Origin of the sequence: Paenibacillus marchantiae, from assembly GCF_028771845.1 — a bacterium.
Lineage (GTDB): Bacteria > Bacillota > Bacilli > Paenibacillales > Paenibacillaceae > Paenibacillus > Paenibacillus marchantiae.
Genome location: NZ_CP118270.1, coordinates 1,955,013 through 1,974,842, shown reverse-complemented (window position 1 = coordinate 1,974,842; position 19,830 = coordinate 1,955,013). Strand labels below are relative to the sequence as shown.

At 46.9% G+C, this 19,830-nt stretch carries 21 protein-coding genes; 6 read left to right on the top strand and 15 right to left on the bottom strand.

The genetic code is table 11. The annotated features are described in order from the left end of the window. The first annotated feature begins 1 nt into the window (after position 1). Entirely contained in the window at positions 2-568 is a 567-nt protein-coding gene (locus PTQ21_RS09070) for a TetR/AcrR family transcriptional regulator (protein ID WP_063568193.1), read from the top strand. On the opposite strand, the gene bioC is transcribed toward PTQ21_RS09070, so the two are convergent. The 8 genes from bioC to PTQ21_RS09030 form a co-directional block, all read right to left on the bottom strand. After that, the gene (gene bioC, locus PTQ21_RS09065; protein WP_063568194.1) at positions 565-1,428 is read right to left on the bottom strand and encodes a malonyl-ACP O-methyltransferase BioC; all 864 of its coding nucleotides are present in this window, start codon (positions 1,426-1,428) and stop codon (positions 565-567) included. The genes PTQ21_RS09070 and bioC overlap by 4 nt on opposite strands. Continuing rightward, positions 1,409-2,206 (bottom strand): alpha/beta hydrolase, encoded by a 798-nt coding sequence (locus PTQ21_RS09060; protein ID WP_274569577.1) that lies wholly within the window; start codon positions 2,204-2,206, stop codon positions 1,409-1,411. The genes bioC and PTQ21_RS09060 overlap by 20 nt, the downstream gene beginning before the upstream one ends. After that, positions 2,203-3,381 (bottom strand): 8-amino-7-oxononanoate synthase, encoded by a 1,179-nt coding sequence (gene bioF, locus PTQ21_RS09055; protein WP_274569576.1) that lies wholly within the window; start codon positions 3,379-3,381, stop codon positions 2,203-2,205. The genes PTQ21_RS09060 and bioF overlap by 4 nt, the downstream gene beginning before the upstream one ends. 13 nt (positions 3,382-3,394) lie before the next feature. Further along, on the bottom strand, positions 3,395-4,342 hold the full coding sequence (gene bioB, locus PTQ21_RS09050; protein WP_420800375.1) for a biotin synthase BioB: 948 nt from the start codon (positions 4,340-4,342) through the stop codon (positions 3,395-3,397). 53 nt (positions 4,343-4,395) lie between these two features. Beyond that, complete coding sequence (gene bioD, locus PTQ21_RS09045; RefSeq protein WP_274569574.1) at positions 4,396-5,130, bottom strand: dethiobiotin synthase; 735 nt, start codon at positions 5,128-5,130, stop codon at positions 4,396-4,398. Beyond that, a complete protein-coding gene (bioA, locus tag PTQ21_RS09040) occupies positions 5,127-6,485 on the bottom strand; it encodes an adenosylmethionine--8-amino-7-oxononanoate transaminase (protein ID WP_079697192.1) in 1,359 nt (452 codons plus the stop codon). The genes bioD and bioA overlap by 4 nt, the downstream gene beginning before the upstream one ends. Positions 6,486-6,815: 330 nt before the next feature. Continuing rightward, positions 6,816-7,595, bottom strand: coding sequence for a sirohydrochlorin chelatase (locus PTQ21_RS09035; RefSeq protein WP_079697191.1), 780 nt, complete (start codon positions 7,593-7,595; stop codon positions 6,816-6,818). 2 nt (positions 7,596-7,597) lie between these two features. Next, positions 7,598-7,888, bottom strand: coding sequence for a YerC/YecD family TrpR-related protein (locus PTQ21_RS09030; protein ID WP_017690665.1), 291 nt, complete (start codon positions 7,886-7,888; stop codon positions 7,598-7,600). Positions 7,889-8,353: 465 nt separating this feature from the next. On the opposite strand from PTQ21_RS09030, the gene PTQ21_RS09025 reads away from it, so the two are divergent. After that, positions 8,354-8,986, top strand: coding sequence for a hypothetical protein (locus PTQ21_RS09025; RefSeq protein WP_079697190.1), 633 nt, complete (start codon positions 8,354-8,356; stop codon positions 8,984-8,986). Positions 8,987-9,162: 176 nt separating this feature from the next. Then, a complete protein-coding gene (locus PTQ21_RS09020) occupies positions 9,163-10,254 on the top strand; it encodes a DNA alkylation repair protein (protein ID WP_274569564.1) in 1,092 nt (363 codons plus the stop codon). A gap of 361 nt (positions 10,255-10,615) precedes the next feature. Here the strand turns inward: PTQ21_RS09020 and corA are convergent, their stop codons facing one another. From corA to PTQ21_RS09000, 4 genes are all read right to left on the bottom strand, one after another. Next, positions 10,616-11,575 (bottom strand): magnesium/cobalt transporter CorA, encoded by a 960-nt coding sequence (corA, locus tag PTQ21_RS09015; protein ID WP_063568080.1) that lies wholly within the window; start codon positions 11,573-11,575, stop codon positions 10,616-10,618. Between the two features lie 352 nt (positions 11,576-11,927). Continuing rightward, positions 11,928-12,917 carry an inorganic phosphate transporter gene (locus PTQ21_RS09010; protein WP_063568079.1) on the bottom strand — a complete coding sequence of 330 codons (990 nt, stop codon included), beginning with the start codon at positions 12,915-12,917 and terminating at the stop codon, positions 11,928-11,930. 14 nt (positions 12,918-12,931) lie between these two features. Further along, complete coding sequence (locus tag PTQ21_RS09005; RefSeq protein WP_063568078.1) at positions 12,932-13,549, bottom strand: DUF47 domain-containing protein; 618 nt, start codon at positions 13,547-13,549, stop codon at positions 12,932-12,934. Positions 13,550-13,765: 216 nt separating this feature from the next. Continuing rightward, a complete protein-coding gene (locus tag PTQ21_RS09000) occupies positions 13,766-14,833 on the bottom strand; it encodes a DUF3048 domain-containing protein (protein WP_274569562.1) in 1,068 nt (355 codons plus the stop codon). Between the two features lie 340 nt (positions 14,834-15,173). Here PTQ21_RS09000 and PTQ21_RS08995 point away from each other — a divergent pair, with 340 nt between their 5' ends. Then, the gene (locus tag PTQ21_RS08995; RefSeq protein ID WP_274569560.1) at positions 15,174-15,713 is read left to right on the top strand and encodes a DoxX family protein; all 540 of its coding nucleotides are present in this window, start codon (positions 15,174-15,176) and stop codon (positions 15,711-15,713) included. Positions 15,714-15,872: 159 nt separating this feature from the next. Beyond that, positions 15,873-16,085: a hypothetical protein gene (locus PTQ21_RS08990; RefSeq protein ID WP_063568075.1), complete on the top strand. Its 213-nt coding sequence runs from the start codon at positions 15,873-15,875 to the stop codon at positions 16,083-16,085. Positions 16,086-16,263: 178 nt separating this feature from the next. Here PTQ21_RS08990 and PTQ21_RS08985 read toward each other — a convergent pair whose 3' ends face one another. From PTQ21_RS08985 to PTQ21_RS08975, 3 genes are all read right to left on the bottom strand, one after another. Next, entirely contained in the window at positions 16,264-17,052 is a 789-nt protein-coding gene (locus PTQ21_RS08985; RefSeq protein WP_063568074.1) for a DODA-type extradiol aromatic ring-opening family dioxygenase, read from the bottom strand. A gap of 179 nt (positions 17,053-17,231) precedes the next feature. Next, entirely contained in the window at positions 17,232-18,062 is an 831-nt protein-coding gene (locus tag PTQ21_RS08980; protein ID WP_063568073.1) for an alpha/beta hydrolase, read from the bottom strand. 239 nt (positions 18,063-18,301) lie between these two features. Then, positions 18,302-18,538 (bottom strand): hypothetical protein, encoded by a 237-nt coding sequence (locus PTQ21_RS08975; RefSeq protein ID WP_072735716.1) that lies wholly within the window; start codon positions 18,536-18,538, stop codon positions 18,302-18,304. A 414-nt stretch (positions 18,539-18,952) separates the two neighbouring features. Here PTQ21_RS08975 and PTQ21_RS08970 point away from each other — a divergent pair, with 414 nt between their 5' ends. Next, positions 18,953-19,789 (top strand): DUF1129 family protein, encoded by an 837-nt coding sequence (locus PTQ21_RS08970; protein WP_079697185.1) that lies wholly within the window; start codon positions 18,953-18,955, stop codon positions 19,787-19,789. Positions 19,790-19,830: the final 41 nt, after the last annotated feature.

Here is a 19,830-nt window from a genome sequence, read left to right as displayed (position 1 = left end):
CATGGACAGACGAGTGGTCAAAACAAGAAAAGCTATAACCGATGCCTTTATCGGGTTGTTAGAAGAGCAGGATTTCGAGCAAATTACGATTAATGAGATTGCTGATCGGGCCAATGTGAACCGTGGTACCGTCTATTTGCACTACACGGACAAGTTCGATCTGCTGGATCAAAGCATTGAGACGTATTTGCAGCAGCTGGTGGAGAGCTGTATGGTAGAGAGTCCTACAACGCCCATGACCGTCAAGGAGGCGATGCTCCGAACCTTCTGTTATCTGGAGCAGCACGCCCCTGTTTATACCACGCTATTAACCCAAAAAGGCATTCCTGCCTTTCGAAACCGGCTGATGAAAATCCTGATTCAGGGAGTGGAAGAGCAGGTTGATGCGTGCGGCATTCACAAAGGTATCAATCGGGAGATCACTGTACAATTTCTGGCTTCTGCCGCCGCTGGGCTGCTGGAATGGTGGATCATGAATTCCATGCCTTATCCGGCACAGGAGATTGTCGAAGAACTGATGTCTTTGCTGGAGCTTCATCTGATTCTTCCTTCTCAGGTAAAGGGTTAATAAGGAGCTACGGATTGAATAAACAGGAGATCATATGTTGCAGAGACTCCTCCCTGTATGCTGAACTTATCCTCGTACTGCTTATACATGTTGGTGAATAAACGTCGTAAACTGTACCCAGGAATCGTTGCTGCTTCTGAAGTGCTGGCTCCCATTCCTTTAACCGAATACAGAAAATCTCTTGCCGAAGCATACTTTTCCATATGAATCGAACGCTCACAATGGAAACTAGAATATCCGGATTCCTGAAGCATGATTTCCCATTGAACAGGTGAATGAAACGAAAGTCCATGTCGCTGTGGTTCCATCCCGTTGGCACGATAAACTTCATCAAATGCCTCATGCATCTCACGAAATGTATCAGGCCCGAAGGTCGTAAATATGAGCAAACCTCCGGGGCGTAGCATTCGCCTCAGATGACTCAGTGTTTCTTGCGGCGAACTTAGCCATTGAAAACAGGCGTTGGAGACGATGATATCCACGGAGCACTCCGATGCATTTACGGCCCATGTCTCAATATCCGCTTGAAGAAAACGCAAACGATCCGTTGTACAATCCCCTTCACCTGGATGCTGTGCTGATCGGAACCGTTTTGAAGCCACTTCGATCATCTCGGGTGCAATATCAAGTGCAGTAATATTCGCACTAGGCCATTCATTTACTAGGATTTGAGTCAAAGCCCCTGTGCCACAACCGATTTCGAGAATGCTCGGATCACTTAAGAACCCTTTGTTCTTCCATTCAGCGAGGGATCTTGCTAGCTGATCAGCCATAGAACGCTGAATATGAGCATGTGCATCATAAGAAGTGGCACTACGATTAAATTGGCGTTGAACAACACTACTTCTTCCAATGGTCATGCCACCATTTCCTCCATTCATCAGCGATGTGTACTTCTTTTCCCAAAAAGGGTGCATGCCCGCAGCCTGTTAATGTAATTAACTCTGCTTGAGGTAAATGAGCTGTAAGCTCCAATCCAGCACCGTAAGGACATATCCTATCCTCAGTCCCATGAATAAGAAGAACCGGACAATCGATATTGGGCAATTGAGACAAACATTCCTCGCTTCTCAAAAGCTGAAGACCTGCCAGTAGTGCTTGCGTTGTCCAGCTACCCGTATGAGGTAGACATTCAGCAAGACCTGCTTTCCGTTCTTGCTCCGTAAACATAATCTTTCGAAAATTGGCTTCAACTGCGTGTTGATCCTTTAAAATCCCTTTGATCATCTGCCTAACGTATGCATCTGCCAAGCCGCGGTCAAACTCTTCCTTTGAGCGGGTAAAACGAGCCGTTGCACCGAACAGCACAAGGCCATCCACGTATCCTTTAGCCGCTAGTCTGAGCGCCAGTAAACCTCCGAGCGACCAACCTGATATCAAAAGCGGACCGTGGGACGCTCTCTCCCTGCAAGCTGATCCTTCAATACATAACATGTCCGTAACTGCTGTTTCAGTTATGCTCAGCATTTCCTCAGGAGAATCCGCAGCACTATAATCCACAGACATATGACGAAAATCAGGCAATAACAGGCGAAGACGGTCAAACACCGCATCAGGCATGCTCCATCCCGTTAACCATAATATAGTTCCATTTTTCTCTTGCTCAATTTGTAGCGGATTATTATCCAAGGCATTCATGAGCTCAGCACTCCTAACTGCAGTCCGATTTTACAGATTCGTGCGCTGGCATCGTTCAGTTCTTTAGGGGTATGGTCGGCTGATAAGGAGAAGCGGATTCGCGCTGTGCCATCAGGAACAGTAGGCGGTCGGATGGCGATCCCAGCAATACCGCCTGCTTCAAGTGCCTCACTGAAACGAAGAGCCCTTTCGTTATCACCGACAATTATCGGCACAATAGGAGAGTCCCCGGTCCCAACGTTAAATCCGGCATCACTAAGCGAAGAACGAAATAATGGACTTGCCGAGTTGAGGCGTTCGCGGCGCCAATGATCCTCTTGTACCAAAGTTAACGCTGTTGATATACCAGCTACGAGAGAAGGCGGCAATGCCGTTGAATAGATAAGTGGTCTTGCTTTGTTAACGAGAAAGCGGATTAATGTTCGGCTGCCGCAGATATAAGCTCCATATAAACCGAATGATTTGCTAAACGTCCCCATATGCACATCCACATCATGATGCAGACCAAGCTTAAAGCAAAGTCCTTCACCCCGTTTCCCGTAGATGCCCCCGCTGTGCGCCTCATCCACCATCAGCATTGCCCCGTATTCTTGTTTGAGCGCAACGAGCTCTTCCAAGTGTGCTTGATCACCATCCATTGAAAAGACGGCATCCGTGACAATCAGCTTACGTCGTTTATCCCGATGTTTGTTCAATAATAGCTTCAGATGTTCCATATCATGATGTCGATACCGGGCATGTTCCGCACGGCTCAGCACAATACCGTCCACGATGCTGGCATGGTTTAATTGATCACTAAAAACGACACCATCCCGGCCCACGAGTGCACGAATGACACCAGAATTAGCCATATATCCATTGGCAAAAACAAGTGCAGCTTCACTATGTTGCCAAGTGGCCAGCGCTTCTTCCAGACGGCCATAAGGTGGTCGATTCCCAGTAACAAGACGAGATGCGCCCGAGCCTCCTCCTTCGGTAAGAAGCGCCTCGCGAATTGTATCGATGATAGCGGGATGTCGAGCAAGTCCCAGGTAGTCATTGGAGGCCAGGTTGAGTAGGACTCGGTCTCCTCTCCACGTATACCCAGGAGAATCTGGAACAGCGGCACTATCACGCAAGTAACGTTCATTGGAGGCATCAGCCAATAACGCAAGTTCTTTTTCCATCCAGTTCATATTCCGTACCGCCTTATAGTGCATTTAACTCAATCTCAAAACCCAAATCTTCAATCATTTGATGATCATTTGATATTTCCTGACCTGCTGTCGTTAAATAATCACCTACAAAGAGTGAATTAGCAGCATACAGTGACAAAGGTTGCAATGTACGGAGGTTGATCTCGCGTCCACCCGCAACACGAATCTCTTTAGATGGACAGATGAGCCGAAATAGTGCCAGTACCTTAAGCGCCTTCATAGCCGGAGTGCGTCCTGCTCCTTCCAGAGGGGTCCCCGGTATTGCATTCAGGAAATTAATCGGAATTGAATCCGCATCAAGCTTACGGAGCGCGAAAGCCATCTCAACAATTTCCTGATTACTCTCACCCATACCGATAATGACACCAGAACAGGGAGACATGCCGTATGCTTTAACCTTTTCCACAGTTTCAATTCGCTGGTCATAGGTATGCGTTGTGGTTATGGATGGATAATTGGCCTTGCTTGTGTTCAAGTTGTGATTGTATCGGTGCACACCTGCCTCAGCCAAACGTTCTGCTTGACCGTCCTTCAAGATTCCTAGACAAGCACAGATTTTAAGGGGCATCGTTTCACGGATTTCTTTTACCGCCTCTACCACTTGATCCAGCTCCTTATTCGTGGGACCTTTCCCTGAAGCTACAATGCAATAGGTTCCTGCTTTACGCGCCATAGCTTCATGTGCTCCTGCAAGCAACGTTTCTTTGTCGAGCAAGCTGTATTTTTGGATGGGAGCGGTGGATACAATGGATTGTGAGCAATAACCGCAGTCTTCGGGACAAAAGCCGCTTTTGGCGTTGATGATCATATTCAGCTTCACTTTTTTGCCGTAAAAATATTGCCTCACTTGGAAAGCCGCTTGCATTAGCGGCAGTACCTCATCGTCGCTTGCTTCAAGCACGGCAAGTCCTTCTTCCATTGTTAAACATTCGCCATTCAACGATCGATTCGTAAGCGACGACCATTCTAGATTAGTTACCGTTGTTTTCAACTTCATTCCTCCTCCATGGATTGAACTGTTAGTGCGTGTCTGATTGGTGTTAACTGGATCTTCTCTCGAATCACCTGGATCAACAATTCCGTATTTAATTCGTCCATCAAGCGGGGAAAACGTCCAAGAAAGAGGATGCCGCAATAACGTTCAATCAGCTCCGCGTTTGTTGTGATGCTGGAATCGTTATAAATCTCGTCAGATTCACCATCGTTAAGAATAAAACCTACGATCGGTACCCTATGCTGCTGCAGGTATGACACTGTAAGAAGTGTATGATTAATCGTACCTAAACCTGTCCGCGCAACGATCAGAGCCGGTGTCCGTAGCTTCGAGATTAAATCCACCACAAAAGAGTCTTCGGTCAGAGGAACAGCGACACCGCCTGCTCCTTCAATGAGTACCGATTCGTATCGATCTGCCAGCTGCTGACCCGCACTGATAATCTCCTGTAACGTAACATCCACCCCCTCCTGCTTAGCAGCGAGCATCGGGGTCAGTGGAGCTTGGAATGTAAATGGCGCCACATGCTCGGCACGCTCATGAATTCCGGTGTATTGCAACAGGCGATCTGCATCGGTTTCTCCGCTGCCAAGAAGTGCACCGGATTGCACGGGCTTCCAGACGCCTATATTCCGTTTTTCAGCACGAAGCGCAGCCACAAGAGCCCCTGTAACGATTGTTTTCCCAACCCCTGTGTCCGTACCTGTTACGAATAATCCGCGAAAACCATTCATGATTCCAAACCACCTTCGGTGACGTCAAAAATGGATTGCATCAAGATATCAATCATTGCTTCAAGCTCAGCCTCTGTGCTAGCAAGAGGAGGAATGAACACAATAACATTGCCAAGGGGTCTCGTAAGCATGCCAAGCTCTCTCGCCCGCTCCGTTACCCGAACGCCAATACGTTCGGCCCAATCGTACGGTTCCCGAGTTGCTTTATCCCGTACAAGCTCAATTCCTAACATCAATCCCTTCTGCCTGATATCACCGACGTGCGGAGAATCTTTAAGTACTGAGAGCTTCTGCTCTACAAAAGCCGCCTTTGCTCTTACACCTTCCACCAGGTTACGCTCTTCAAATAGTTTCAAGTTAGCCAAAGCAACAGCGCAGCCGAGCGGATTACCTGTGAAGGAATGACCGTGGAAAAATGTCTTTTGCTCCTCATAATCGGCATAAAATGCGCTGTACACCTCATCTGTTGCCAGTGTCGCAGCCACAGGTAAGTAGCCGCCTGTAAGGCCTTTGCCTATCACCATCAAATCAGGTGAAACTTCTTCGAGATCACAAGCAAACATAGCACCTGTCCTGCCGAAGCCTGTCGCCACCTCATCGGCTATGAACAGTACACCATATGCACGGCAAAGTGCTGCCATCTCGCGTAGACAGCCCTCCGGCATAATAAGAATGCCGCTAGCTCCTTGCACAATCGGCTCCACGATAATAGCCGCGATTTCATCTGCACTGGTTTCAAGTACATTACGCAATGCGGTTAACGTAGCTTCCATGGCTTCCCGCTCGCCGTCCTCATGTCGATAAATGTAAGGATATGGAATGACGTGAGTAGGGAATAGCATGGGACGGAACACATCATGGTACAACGGAATTGCACCGACACTCACCGCACCAATCGTATCTCCGTGATAGGCTTGATTCATCGTGATAAACTTCGTTTTACCGGTTTCTCCTCGGTTCTTCCAGTATTGAAACGCCATTTTCACTGCGATCTCAACACCCGTTGCGCCCGAATCGGAATAAAATACTTTATTTAATCCCTCTGGGGAAATCTCTACTAGTTTCTCAGCAAGTTCAATAGCTGGCACATTAGCCATTCCGAGTAACGTAGAATGTGCAACACGTTCCAACTGATCCGTTATGGCTTGGTTCAGCTCGGGTATGTTATGTCCGTGAACATTAAGCCAAACCGAGGAGAAGCCATCATAATAAGCACGTCCCTGGACGTCATAGAGCATGACGCCTTCGCCTCGTTCAATGATGAGAGGATCAGAGTTATTGTAATCTTTCATCTGCGTAAAAGGGTTCCATAAATGGGCCTTATTTATAGCTGCAAGCCGTTCATAATGTGTCACAAGATATCACCTTCCGTTAGATTATTTCAATTGTTAACCAAAATAATTTATAAGGTTAACAATTGAATGTTGACATCTTATCAGACAAAAACTTTCCTGTAAAGAGAATCATTTCTGAGTTAAAACCCTCTCCTCCACTCTGTATGAACGGATTGAACCCGGAGCTTCGGCTCGTAGAGGGTTTTGCCTAACACAAAAAAACACGCCTGATTCAGCGTGTTTTGTCTAAAATACATACAAAAACAAAAAAACGGCATCTCTGCCGTTTGTGTTTAAGCAATTGTTAGAGATAACGGGAATAATCGCTAGCAGCGACTTGTTTTCCCTGAATTAAACCCTAACCTTATTACATCTTTCCAGTAAAAGTTGAATTTGGCGCTCCAGCCACTTTCCTAATAAAGGATGTGGAAGCAGTGTCTCACCACTATACGCGTAATCCAGTTCCTTCAGCCGACCCGGGATCGCCTTCATGGTGAAATAACCGGCACTCAAAAACAGCGGCGCCACAATAACCCGGCTCCCCCGCTCTTCACTCCAGTATTTCGCCTTGTCGTACACACTATCCGGATTTAGCAGCGCATAATCGGTATGAGCAACACCGCTTACTTCCTGCACCCGCTGTGCGAGTGAAGAAATGCCCGCTTCCCAGCGCTGACGGAATCCATCGTGAATACTCCCATGTCCGACTAACAGGATCGTCTCCTGTTCTGGTTGCTGCGACAGGGCCTTTACCTTGTCCCAGACCATAACCGCAATATCCGGGTCGTTATCCACAGGATAACCGAAGTGAATTTGTGCATTCACCTCGAATGGTTCCAGATCCGTCTCACGCTCCGGAGCGTCTTTGGCACCGATGGCATACTCAATCTCATCCACATGTGTACTACCGGACGAAACAAACAGAGGTACGACCAATATATCAGTTACGCCCTGTGCTTCCAGTCGGTTGATACCGTCCTGGATCAGGCGTCCCTCCACAAGCTCAAGAAACCCGGCTTCAACGGGCAAGGGTACAGGTAGATTCAACCGGGAGACCGCGTCATCGACGGATTCTACCCAGGTCTTCTCCTGAGAACCGTGACTAATGATGAGTACACCCGGTTTCTTCATCCTTAACGTCCCAGGCGTTCCAGTGTCATTTTATAACCGTCATTACCGTAGTTCAAGCAGCGTTTTACACGAGAGATCGTGGCTGTACTTGCACCTGTCTCAGCTTCAATCTGGTTATAGGTATTTCCTTTGCCAAGCATACGCGCTACTTCCAGCCGCTGGGACATGGATTGAATCTCGTTTACCGTGCAGAGGTCATCAAAAAACACATAACACTCTTCAATATCTTTCAGAGTCAAAATAGCCTCAAATAATTGTTCAATGCTTTTATCATTTAGCTTTTTCAGCTGCATTTCATCATCATCCCCTAGCGGTTACTGTGTACCTTCATTGTACCCAGCCTGAGTTGGTATTTCAAGCGTTAACGATTTCAAGCGTTAACGATTTCACGCACTACAGAATAAAAATACATGTTACCGCTTTCATATAGCATTAATGTCCTCCCTGCGCGCACAATCCCCCTCTATCTCACGATTTATCCCCTTTTTCCGCGTATATTTCCGATTAATTATGTAGGAATTATTATGTTTAAAATGTGACAAATTTGTGTCAAAACCATATAATTCCACTGCGAACCTATCATACTCTCCTGCGCCCAAATCCGCAAATATCCCGTTTTACGGGATACTCGCCTACGCCGTCTCTCCGCTAATGACATACAGTATAGCAAAAGGGAGTTCCAACTCGGTCTGTTATGCACGTCCAGCAGCTGAAGGAACGCAATTCCGAAATCCAACATAGAAGGAACGTGATAGTTCATGCCACAGCATTATTATCACCGCCAGCCCGCTCCACGGCAGCGTCCGGCTTCCCATACGCAACGGCAGGCCCATACTACTGCCTATATGCCGCCACGGGCATTGAATGAAGCTCAGGTTCCACCCATGTATCCTGGAGTAGAGCCTTACTACCCTCAATTCCAAGAGGTTGAAGCATCCGGACTTGTGCCTTATAGTCCAGGTGGTCCCGGGGGACCCGGTGGAAACTTTTTCGGCGGGGGAGCTCCTGTTGCTCCCCCTGTTCCGGTGGAAGCGCCTGCGTCTTCCTCAGGCTTTTCCCTGGCCAACATCGGAGAACTGAAAGGAATGATCGACCGCTTCGGTGGAATTGATGGCATCATGAGTGGAATCGGCAAAATGCAAAAGGTCGTTGGCGGCTTCCAGCAGATGGCACCCATGATGAAACTAGTGATGGGGATTCTGCCTTTTGGAAAAGGAAAAAAAGGAAGCAGTGTTGCGGATAAAGATTATGAAGAGTATTCGCCACCTCGCTCACGCAAACGCCGTAAAAAAACGACCTCTGCTCCGCGCAAACGGAACACGAATAGTAAAACTGGCCGGAATAAATCCAATTCTACCAAACATCGTCCCAAAAAAAGCAAAAAGCTCTAACTCTTTTCCCAGGCGCCCTCTTACATAAGGGGGTGCCTTAATCCACTTCCATCTTATTCTGCCCTTCAATCCACTCATTCTTTCATATAAGAGAATATTCATAACCTTTTTTAAGAACCTATGTTCTTATTCCCGTGAATTGAGGTATACTGTGTTATAGATAAAGGAGGCGGATTATGGAACTGTTTAAAGACAAATATACTCCCGCATTAATCGACCGGACAGGAGAAAGGTTACACCACTTCTACCCCAAGTTGGACAAGCAGCAATTTCGTGAACTTGTATTTGCCGAAGGCTGGGGAGAGCTGGAATTCAAAGCTCGTATCCGCCGCATTACGTCGGCATTGACCGAAGTTCTCCCTGACAACTATGAAGAGGCATTACACGTGATTGAACAGGCAGCACCACAGATGCGAGGGGTCGAGTATTTGTTCGTTCCTGATTTTATTGAAGTCAACGGACTTGCGCCGGAAAACTACGAACTATCCATGAAGTACTTAACCCTCTTCACACCTTATTCCAGTTCCGAGTTCGCGGTACGCCCGTTTATTGAACGCTACCCGATCGAAACGATGAAACGCATGATGGAATGGACGGGAAGTTCCAATGAACATATACGCAGGCTTGCCAGTGAGGGCAGCCGTCCACGTCTTCCATGGGGTTCCAAACTTCGGGAATTCATCACCGATCCCACCCCAGTACTTCCCATTCTGTATGAATTGAAGCAGGACGAGTCCCTGTATGTCCGAAAAAGTGTAGCCAATCACCTGAACGACATCTCGAAAGACCATCCAGAACTGGTCCTGGATTTGGCCTCAAGCTGGTACGGACAACATGAACATACGGACTGGATCGTTCGTCATGCAAGCCGCTCATTACTGAAAAAGGGACATCCGAAGGCGCTGAGTCTCTTTGGTTATGTCGAGCAGGATGCGACACATATCGAGCATCTTCAGCTTGCAAGAGATACCGTGGCCATCGGGGAAGATCTTCATTTTTCCTTTGATGTCGTTAATGAAAGTGGTCAGTCACAGATGCTGCGAATCGAATATGAAATCGGATATATGAAAGCAAATGGCAAGCAGGCACCCAAGCGGTTCAAATGCTCTGACAAAACCTTCCCTACCGGAAGAACCAAGGTTGCAACGAAGCAAGCGTTCAAAGTCATTACGACGAGAAAGCATTACGCTGGTTTGCATACGCTAACGATTGTCGTTAATGGACAACCTACAGCTACAGCCACATTTGTATTGGAGCAAACAGAGTAACCTGCGAAGGGCCAGTAGCCATCCAACTTATCATGAAAAGGTAGCAAGGTTCTTTTATGATATAAATCCCATGTTAAAATTCAGCTCATAGCATCCATTCCTTGAGAAATTCCCCAAGGCGTCTTCAGTACTGAAGATGCCTATTACTTTTTCCACCCTGTTGGTAACAGCCAAATTCCCCCTCAAATAAAGTTATGCACATGATGCTTCTTCATTTACTTTTATCCACATGTGGACATCTATTCCGAAAATGAATCTATATGTACTCTTATTTGCCCTCTTATGCACATCATACACAGGCTAAAGAAGCGATCTGTGGAGATCGCTAACTCTTCACTTGCTATTCAGTTTCTATTCTTCCTTACTTAAACCAGCCCCGCTTCACGAACCAGGCCACCATGCTTCCGCCCAGAATAAACATCAACAGCAGCACAGCTCCATACCCAAACTTCCATTGCAGCTCAGGCATATAAGCAAAGTTCATACCATAGATCCCTGCAATCAGCGTCAGTGGCATAAAGACTGTTGTTATCACGGTGAGGGTCTTCATAATCTGGTTCATACGGTTGGAATTCAGCGAAATGTAACTGTCGCGCAGGTCAGCCGTCATCTCCCGATCAGCTTCAATCATATCCGTCAGCTTCAACAAATGGTCATAGATATCGGTAAAATATACGGTATGCTCTCCTGTTCTCTGCACATGCTGAGAATTGACTACCCGATAGAGCAGATCCCTCATAGGCACTACCGTCCGTCTAAGCTTCAGCAGTCGACTGCGCAAGTCGAACACCTGATTCATCAGGTCTTCCACCGACTCCTTGCCGCCCCGGTTCTCCAGTTCAGCCAGCTCATCCTCTATGGCAAACAGAGACGGGAAATAATGATCGACCAACTTGTCCATCACCGTATATGCCGCTGCCACCGGGCCTCGGGCCCAGATGGTTCGTTCGTGCGCATGATGCAGCAACCTCTCCCAAGCTTCATCGACTTCCTCCAGTGCCCCGTGATGAAAGGATACCAGGAAGTTCGCACCCAGAAACAGGTCCACCTCTTCCGCTTCCAATGTGGTCGGATTCAGTGCATGCAGCACGAGGAACTGCAAATTGTCATAATAATCGAGCTTAGGTCGCTGCAATACATGCATACAATCCTCAATAGCTAATGGATGAAAATGAAAATATGTATCGAGCAACTGGCTTTCCTCTTCGGAAGGCTGATTGAAATCTGCCCATACCCAAGCGTAATCCTGCAGATCCAGCTGTGTAAGCGGTACATTTACAGATACCTGATGATCCCGTGAGATGGCGAGTGTACGAATCATAAAATAGACCACGTCCTTGTCTTGTATCCTTTACGTTATTGTACAACTTTAACCACTGAACCGTCTCCTGCAACAGCCCATTATACACACGTTATCCTGCAAACGCGACAACAAAAAAAGCCAACCCTGTTGGCTTCTCTCATTTCCCTATCCACAGTTTCCTGTATCCACAGGAATATCTTCTTTTGGTTTATCATTCCACGGATGGCTATCCACATATCCAGCCTGTCCACACGTTCATGCACAGGCGTCTCTTCTTTTTGGTTGTATAATTGTCCACATATCCCGATATTCACATAGTTATGAACAGTTTGTCTGAAACCCAGAATTTGTCCCGGAACAGATTTTCGAATTAGAAAATGATCCAGTACAACAATCCTGCCAGCGCCCCGGTAATCGGAATCGTAATAAACCACGTAATAATGATACGTCCGGCAAGTCCCCATTTCACGGCTGAGAAACGCTTCGCGGAACCAACACCCAGAATGGCAGATGTGATTGCGTGAGTTGTACTCACCGGCAGGTGGAGCAAGGTTGCCGAGAAAATAACAGATGCGGCTGAAAGATCAGCTGCAAAGCCGTTAATCGGTTCAATTTTAAAAATTTTGGTTCCCATCGTTTTAATGATTTTCCAACCACCGATGGAAGTACCGAGTGCCATCGCTGTTGCCGCGGAGATTTTAACCCACAACGGAACATCCAGATGATCCTGTACGCCTGCTGCGACCAGTGCAAAAGTAATAATCCCCATTGCCTTCTGCGCATCATTGGTACCATGCGTAAACGCCTGGAGCGCTGCTGTGAAAATCTGTACCGTACGGAAACCTTTGTTCACATTATGCGGACTGCGTTTGGCAAAAATATATTTGAGAATGGTCATGACCACATAACCGATGGCAAATGCGATCAGAGGTGATAATAACAATCCTCCGACGATGTCAATGAATCCACTCCATTTGACTTTATCAGCGCCTGCGCCAACGAGTACAGCTCCTGCAAGGGCTCCAATCAATGCATGTGAGGAAGAGGACGGAATACCAAACCACCATGTAACCAGGTTCCAGATAATTGCCGCTATCAAGGTGACTATGACGACCTCGATCCCGTTATCTAGCGTGGTGGGGTCGGTTACACTCCCCCCAATCGTCTTCGCAACTCCCGTAAACATCATGGCACCGACAAAGTTCATCACCGCAGCCATAAGAATAGCTCGGCGTGGCGTCAGTGCTCGGGTCGAGACCGAAGTTGCAATGGCATTCGCCGTGTCGTGGAATCCGTTGATGAAGTCAAACGCCAGTGCAAGGAAGACGACTATACCCAATACCCAAATCGTTGTTTCCATTATTCTCTGGCTCCTTAAGAATTACGCATGATGATGGATTCAAGCACATTGGCAACATGTTCACAAGCATCCGTTGTCGTCTCAAGACGTTCATAGATTTCTTTGCGCTTGATCAATTCAATCGGATCAGGCACGGTAGCAAAAAGGTTCTTGATACAGTTGCGCAGCACTTCGTCGCCCTGGTTTTCCAGATCGTTCAGACGAATCGTGTACTCGCGAATCGCCAGCAATTTTTTCTGAGACAGCAAGTGAATGGCCTTCTGAATTTCGTAAGCCGATTGGCGCAAAATTTCAGCGAATTGAACAATATATTCGTCCGGGTCAGTCAGTTGGTACATATAGAAACGGGAAGCCGTTGCTTCAAGCCCGTCCAATACGTCATCAAGTGTTGTTGTCAGTTCCATAATATCATCGCGTTCGATCGGCGTGATAAATGTCTTGTTGAGCTCTGTAATGACGGTATGCACATAATCATCACACTGGGACTCGTACTTCTTCATTTCATTGGCAAAAAGAGTCACATCCTGAAGGTTGGAAACATGTTGGGAGAAATAATCAGCCGCTTGCACGACCGTATCTGCCATGTTCTCTAGTGTCTCAAAAAATATATCCTTCTTCTTCTTAAGCTTCATAGCTCTATCCCCTTTACGAGAAATTGCCGATAACCGATGAAACATGAAATGACAACCTTTGATATCTTATCATAAATGTTTCACGGTTTGTACATAAGGCATGATCCTTTTTTATATTCTTATCACATAAATCTGAAATGAATCTTAATTATTTGGAATGGCTGGAAAAATGATGATGAAATTTTACACTGCGTTTACATTTCTCTTCAAATTGGATTAATTTTCAATTTCGACATGCCCTGCAAAATCAGGCTGATTCGGAACGATACTAATAAAAGTCTTGCCAGGTATAAGAGCAACTTCGGACCCATTTTGCACAAATCGAATAATATCACCTGGTTTTTTGACCCACTGTCCTCGAATCATTTTGCCTTTTTGAAACAGCATGGCTTCACCGCCCTGCTCCAAATTAACGGAAATTCTACCCACATTGTCGAGCACCTTGTGATCTGCGCCCGCTACAATAATATTGGCCGCTCCAATGGGATTGCCGTTATCCAGATCCTGATCTGCCTTTCCGTTCACCAATCTCATATATCGTCCGCTAACTTCATCATAATCATACGTGACCCGGTAACTCTCCAATAAATAATGAATATCGAATTGCTTGGTCACCTCTCCCGCGGACGTGGCACCTTCCTCGTTATACGTATATACAGGGGACTTAAAGTCGTGACTATAGCCTTTGGTATCCGCGCCTTCTCTCAGCTTGTCCGCCGACGTATATAGATTGTGCGGTGCTTTGCGATCGGAGGAACGCCAGAAATAAGGGCCGCTATTCGATATCTCATCCATATGCTGTTTCTGCTGCTTTTGTAAAATAGAATAGGCATCCGGGCTGCCACCCGCATGAACCAATACCCCATCGTAACTCTCACCAAGCTCGATCAGATACGGACGGATACTGCGCACGGGTCCAACCGTTTCTGCCCCGCCTTCACTTTGGAAGATGGCAATAAAACGAGTAATGCCTCCCTCAGCGAGCACTTCGATAATAATATCTGCCGCACTCAGACCTGACTGGGGCCGGGCTGCAGGTGCATTGTTAATCATAACTGCCAGCGGACGGCGCGTTACTGCTTCATCAACAGGCAGACCCGTCAGCGGTGCTGTGTAGAGCGACGTGGCAGGTTCTTCTGTCTCTTGTTCTTCCTGTATGGGTGTAGGAACGGACTCCGGCTTCGGAATCTGGACCATCTCCTTATTCTGGCAAGCGACCAGACTCAGGGCCAGAATAAGCAGCGACGCCGCTGACGTCGTTTTGTTCCATTTCAGTTGCTTCAATATATGTACCTCCTGGACGATATGGCTGAAATCTAGGCTGTAGTTGCTCTTATGTAAGTGACCATTTCACGTATTTCTTTCCATTTAATCACACACAGCACCATTTGTCTTCGATAAGGAGAGCATTTTCTACCCTGCATTTCACGTTTGAAACTTGAGACAGGATGAAAAATATGTCCTAAATGTGAACTTCTCAAACCTTACTTAAAATTTGAACTAGATTGTGATAATAATCACAAACAGAATGACTTTTGAACTATACAATAAAGACATCAAAGGTGATCACTTAGAAAAACAAAAAAAAACAACACACACTAAATTCCATGAAGGAGTGGTTTATATGTTCAGCTTCAACCAATGGCTTAGAGAAAACAAAGTGGCAATGTGGATTTTGACAGTACTTCGGGTGTATATCGGTTACGACTGGATGACACATGGCTGGGGCAAATTAACAGGAGGATTCCAAGCTGGCGGATTCCTTGCAGGCGCTGTAGGAAAAGCAACGGGTGAAAACCCAACCGTTCAAGCTTGGTGGGGAACATTCCTTGAGAACTTCGCGGTACCAAATGCAGGACTGTTCGACTTCATCATCCCGCTGGGTGAATTCCTTGTAGGTCTGGGTCTCATTCTTGGATGCTTTACAACACTTGCAGCACTGATGGCGATGGTCATGAACTTCGCGTTCCTCTTCTCGGGAACAGTAAGCACGAATGCTCAATTAGTTCTGATGGAAATCTTCCTTGTAGTCGCTGGTGCGAATGCTGGTAAAATCGGTTTGGATCATTGGGTAATGCCTTACCTTCGCGGATTGTTCACTCGCAATAAAGGCAGTCAGCCTAAAGATACACCAGCGATAAATCATACACACAAAACAGCCTAAATATTAAATAGACATTTTCCGGTCCTGCTCCCCTCCCCCTGGAGAGCAGGACTTTTTTTGGTTTTTTATATATGCTTGTAGGTCAACTGACTTGCCCATCGACAGAAACACGTATTATGATGAACATATCGATCGATTACAATTAAAGGAGTACATGACATGCCAACCCAGCGCCGCCTTGAAACCGATGCCGACTTCCAGGAAGCCATGGAAATGAAGCATAAAGTTCGTGTTTTTAAAGATAATCACCAGATTGATTCCGGTGGCGTCATTATCCGTTTTGACAGCAATACCGTTGTTATTCAGTCCAGTGTAAGTGAACTGGCATATCACTCGCGTACAGCATGTGAGCTTTTTGAGATTCGCAAGTGATTATACTAAAATGCAGAATGCTCAGTCATAGAAAAAGGTTCCTGAGGCCCATTACGCTGGCCGCAGAAACCTTTTTTGGTTCAGCTAATTCATAACCTAAGTCTGTCTGGTCGATGAACTAGGTGTATTTGCAAAATAAAACTCAAAGACTTGTTCACATACTCTTGTTTGTTCCAAGTTATACGCCGTCACCAAACTGCCAGCAGTTTAAACTGAGCGTACCGTAAGGATACGACTGGAATAGACGTTTTGCAGATCGTGACATATCGGCCGTACCCATAGCATAGAACAAAGGCGCAATGTGCTCCGTTCCATAAGATGGAACTGCTGTGCGGGCATGGGGCGCTTTTTTGTCATACTGAAACAGCTCTCTCGTATTCCACTGCTCAAGCCGCTCGCCAATCCAGTTATCGAATTCCACTGCCCAGTCTTGCGGCGGTTCATCATTACTGCCAAGCATACGCAAGTTATGAACCGTTCCACCACTGCCAATGATCAGCACATTATCATGACGCAGCTGCTCCAGCATCCGGCCTATATCATACTGTTCCTGCGGGGAACGCAACGAGTCGACAGATACCGCAATAACAGGAATATTGGCCTCTGGATACATGTGTAACAGCGGTACCCATACCCCGTGATCCAATCCCCGGCCTCGAACCGGTTGATGTGGAAGATTACTACGAGTGAACAGAGCGCAGATCTCATTCGCAAGGTCTGGCTGACCAGGAGCCGGGTAATTCATTGTATACATATTAGAGGGAAATCCGTAAAAATCATGCAAGGTCTGATGTGTATCATCCATTGTCACAGACGGTTCGGGACGATCCCAATGCGCCGTAAATACAACAATGGCTTTCGGAGCCGGCAGCCTGTCTCCAAGCTGGTTCAAAAAGTGAGTGTAGTCATTGCTCTCCACCGCCAGAGCGGGAGAACCATGCGCAATGAATAGTGCGGGTAATGTCATTGCTGCCAACCTCCAGACACGGATAGGATGCTTACCCTTCTATTTTACCCCGAAGAAGGCGCTTTTCCAAGCTAACATCCCAATCAGATGCAATATGGACGCGCATGTTACCTTATGGACCGATCCATGTTGGCTATAGAATGCTCCAGCCTAATCATAGAGATTGATATTTAGCCCTCTTAGATCATCCAGTGCTGCCAATCCTGTTCAATCTTCTGACGCTCTCCTAGCCATTCTCTCGTACGCGTAATCAGCTGTTCACGCTCTTTGCCTGAAGAGAAGGTATGATCGCCCTGGAAAATAATCTCCTTGTCGCAGCGGCCTTCCTGGCGCATCCAGAATACCTTTTGATACAGGAATGCGTAATCGACAGGAATGATCTCATCCGACGTGCCGTGCACCACCAGAACATCTCCGTTAAATTTAACGGCTTCCTGGTAAGGCTGATGTTCAGCCAGTGATTCAAAGAATGCTGGTGTAAACTTGTAGCCAAGATAATCAGCAGACCCCAGTTTCACCCCTTCATCGTACACATCACGTCCGGTAATCTTCACAATATCATTGAACGGATATCCCACGGATGACCACATGACGAGATTCTTGACCCGTTTGTCACGGACAGCAGTCAGCAGAGCAACAGCTCCACCCAGACTATGACCGATCAGCGTTACACGGGTTGGATCTACATCACTGCAATTTACCGCATAGTCCAGCACAGAACGTGTTTGGGTAATCATGGATTCAAGTCCTTCAGCTCCATACTCACCGCTGCTCTCCCCGCAGCCGATGTAATCGAAGCGCAGCACCAAATATCCATCTTCGGCCAGCTCACGGGCGGTCTTCACAAAGAGACGATCCACACCGATCCGACTTCCTACGAATCCATGGCAGATGACAGCAAGAGGCACGCGCTGTTGGTGATTTCCCTCCTTAATGTCTTTGACGACCGGATAATGTATCGTGGCTGTTAATTCTTCCTGCCCATGACGAATACTGATCTGACGCTCCATGCCCATTTCCCCTTTCCATTCTTCCCTGCTCATGTTCATTTTGTTAATTATATATAAATCCGATAAGTTTAATGTGTATTAAGATGATATTAGTATATTATCATCCTGTGAACCTCAAGTCAACGTGAGTAAATGTCCATTTCTAGACGTACCTTGTCTACATTTTATCGGCAATTTCGCAAAAAAAATGAGCCAAGCTGAACACAGCTGACTCGAATCATTCCTAATACTTGAAGCCATTACTCATAACTTCGACGGAACATCTCATGGGTCTCCACACGCCCCTGCCATTCATGTTCATGAGCCGAATTCGAGCTCCCCCAGAAGCTCCCTGACTGAAAGGTTCCTTCTGTATACTCTTCCGCATATTCAGCATCCTCCAACGTCTCCTCCATTGGCACAACCTCATCCGTTACTCCGCGGGAGTTGCTATTCAGCAGCAGCTTCCTTGTTAATTGTTCCGTTTGTTGATCCATTCCTGCCACACTCCTATCCCTGGTTTCTGTTGGAAATGCTACTATTGTGGTGGAATCGGCTGTACTTTATTCATTCTTCACACAATCGTTAGAACTGGACGATCCCTTACGCATATTAACGGCGAACCACGGAGAACCTAAGCCATATATCATAGCCAACATTTGCCTCCGATTCCTTCTGGCGAAAGGGTTGAATTCATGGAACACATCTTGGAATGGATTCGTAGTCACGGAAAACTGGTGCTGCTAAGCACCTGTGTCATTCTAGCCTGCGCAGGGCTATGGTCGAATCGTAAACAGTTGTTTTATAAGGAATGACTTTGCGAAACGAGAGCCCTTCCCGTATACTAAAATACCGTCAGGGTCTCCAGATTCACCGGGGATCAGAACGTGTGTAGACAGGGGGAGCAATCATTGGGGATTTCCTATAAGAAGTTGAAAGAAATACAGAATCGGCAAATGACGGAAATGAGTAAGATGACACCGGAACATGTAAAACTGTTTGATCAGATCAGCACCATTGCGCGTCAAGCACCTGCCGATGAGAGAACGCAGGAAGAATGGATTCTCTCGGCTGGAAGAGCCATCGTACAAGCTCAGCGTGACGGCAAGCCTGCTCGTGAGTTATATGGACCTGATCTGGAACAACATATCTATTCACAACTAGGAGTAGCAGACAATAATCCGGCTGCAACTGCTAGTGAATCAAATATGGACTCATCCAGAGCTTCAAGTACGGCCGTACAGGGCTCCGGAAGCAAATCCAATGAACGCAGTACTTCAGCCAAGAAGGCAGCAGAAGTTGAAGCCGAGCCTGCGGAGACTAAGGATCAAGTTAAACGGACGCCCAAATGGTACTTCATGATCTCCTGGGCAGCTTTGTCTTTTGTCATGCTGATTCAAGGTGCAGTTGGGCTATTTATTGGTTGGACGGGTGGAGATACGGAACCATTTAGCCATATCAGCCTGTTCTCCCTGATCGTTGCGGCGGTTGGAGGTATTGCATTGGTTGAAATGCTTCGCCGCCTTGCTGAGCGTCCAGACGACCAGGGAGCAGACAAGACGGCCAGGCCACAGGTCAATCTTCGCGGAATCGTCATCTATATCGTTATCGTTGTGCTTGTCTTATTTGTAGGATATCCGCTGCGTGACAGCCTTCCCGTATTTACGCTGGCTCCGTGGATTAGCCTAGTAATCGGGATTGTGGGATTGGCTACGTTGAGACCACTCTTTGGACAAAAGAAAGCGTAAGGATCCCCTTTGTGGGGTAGGATCATTTGGGTATCTCGTAC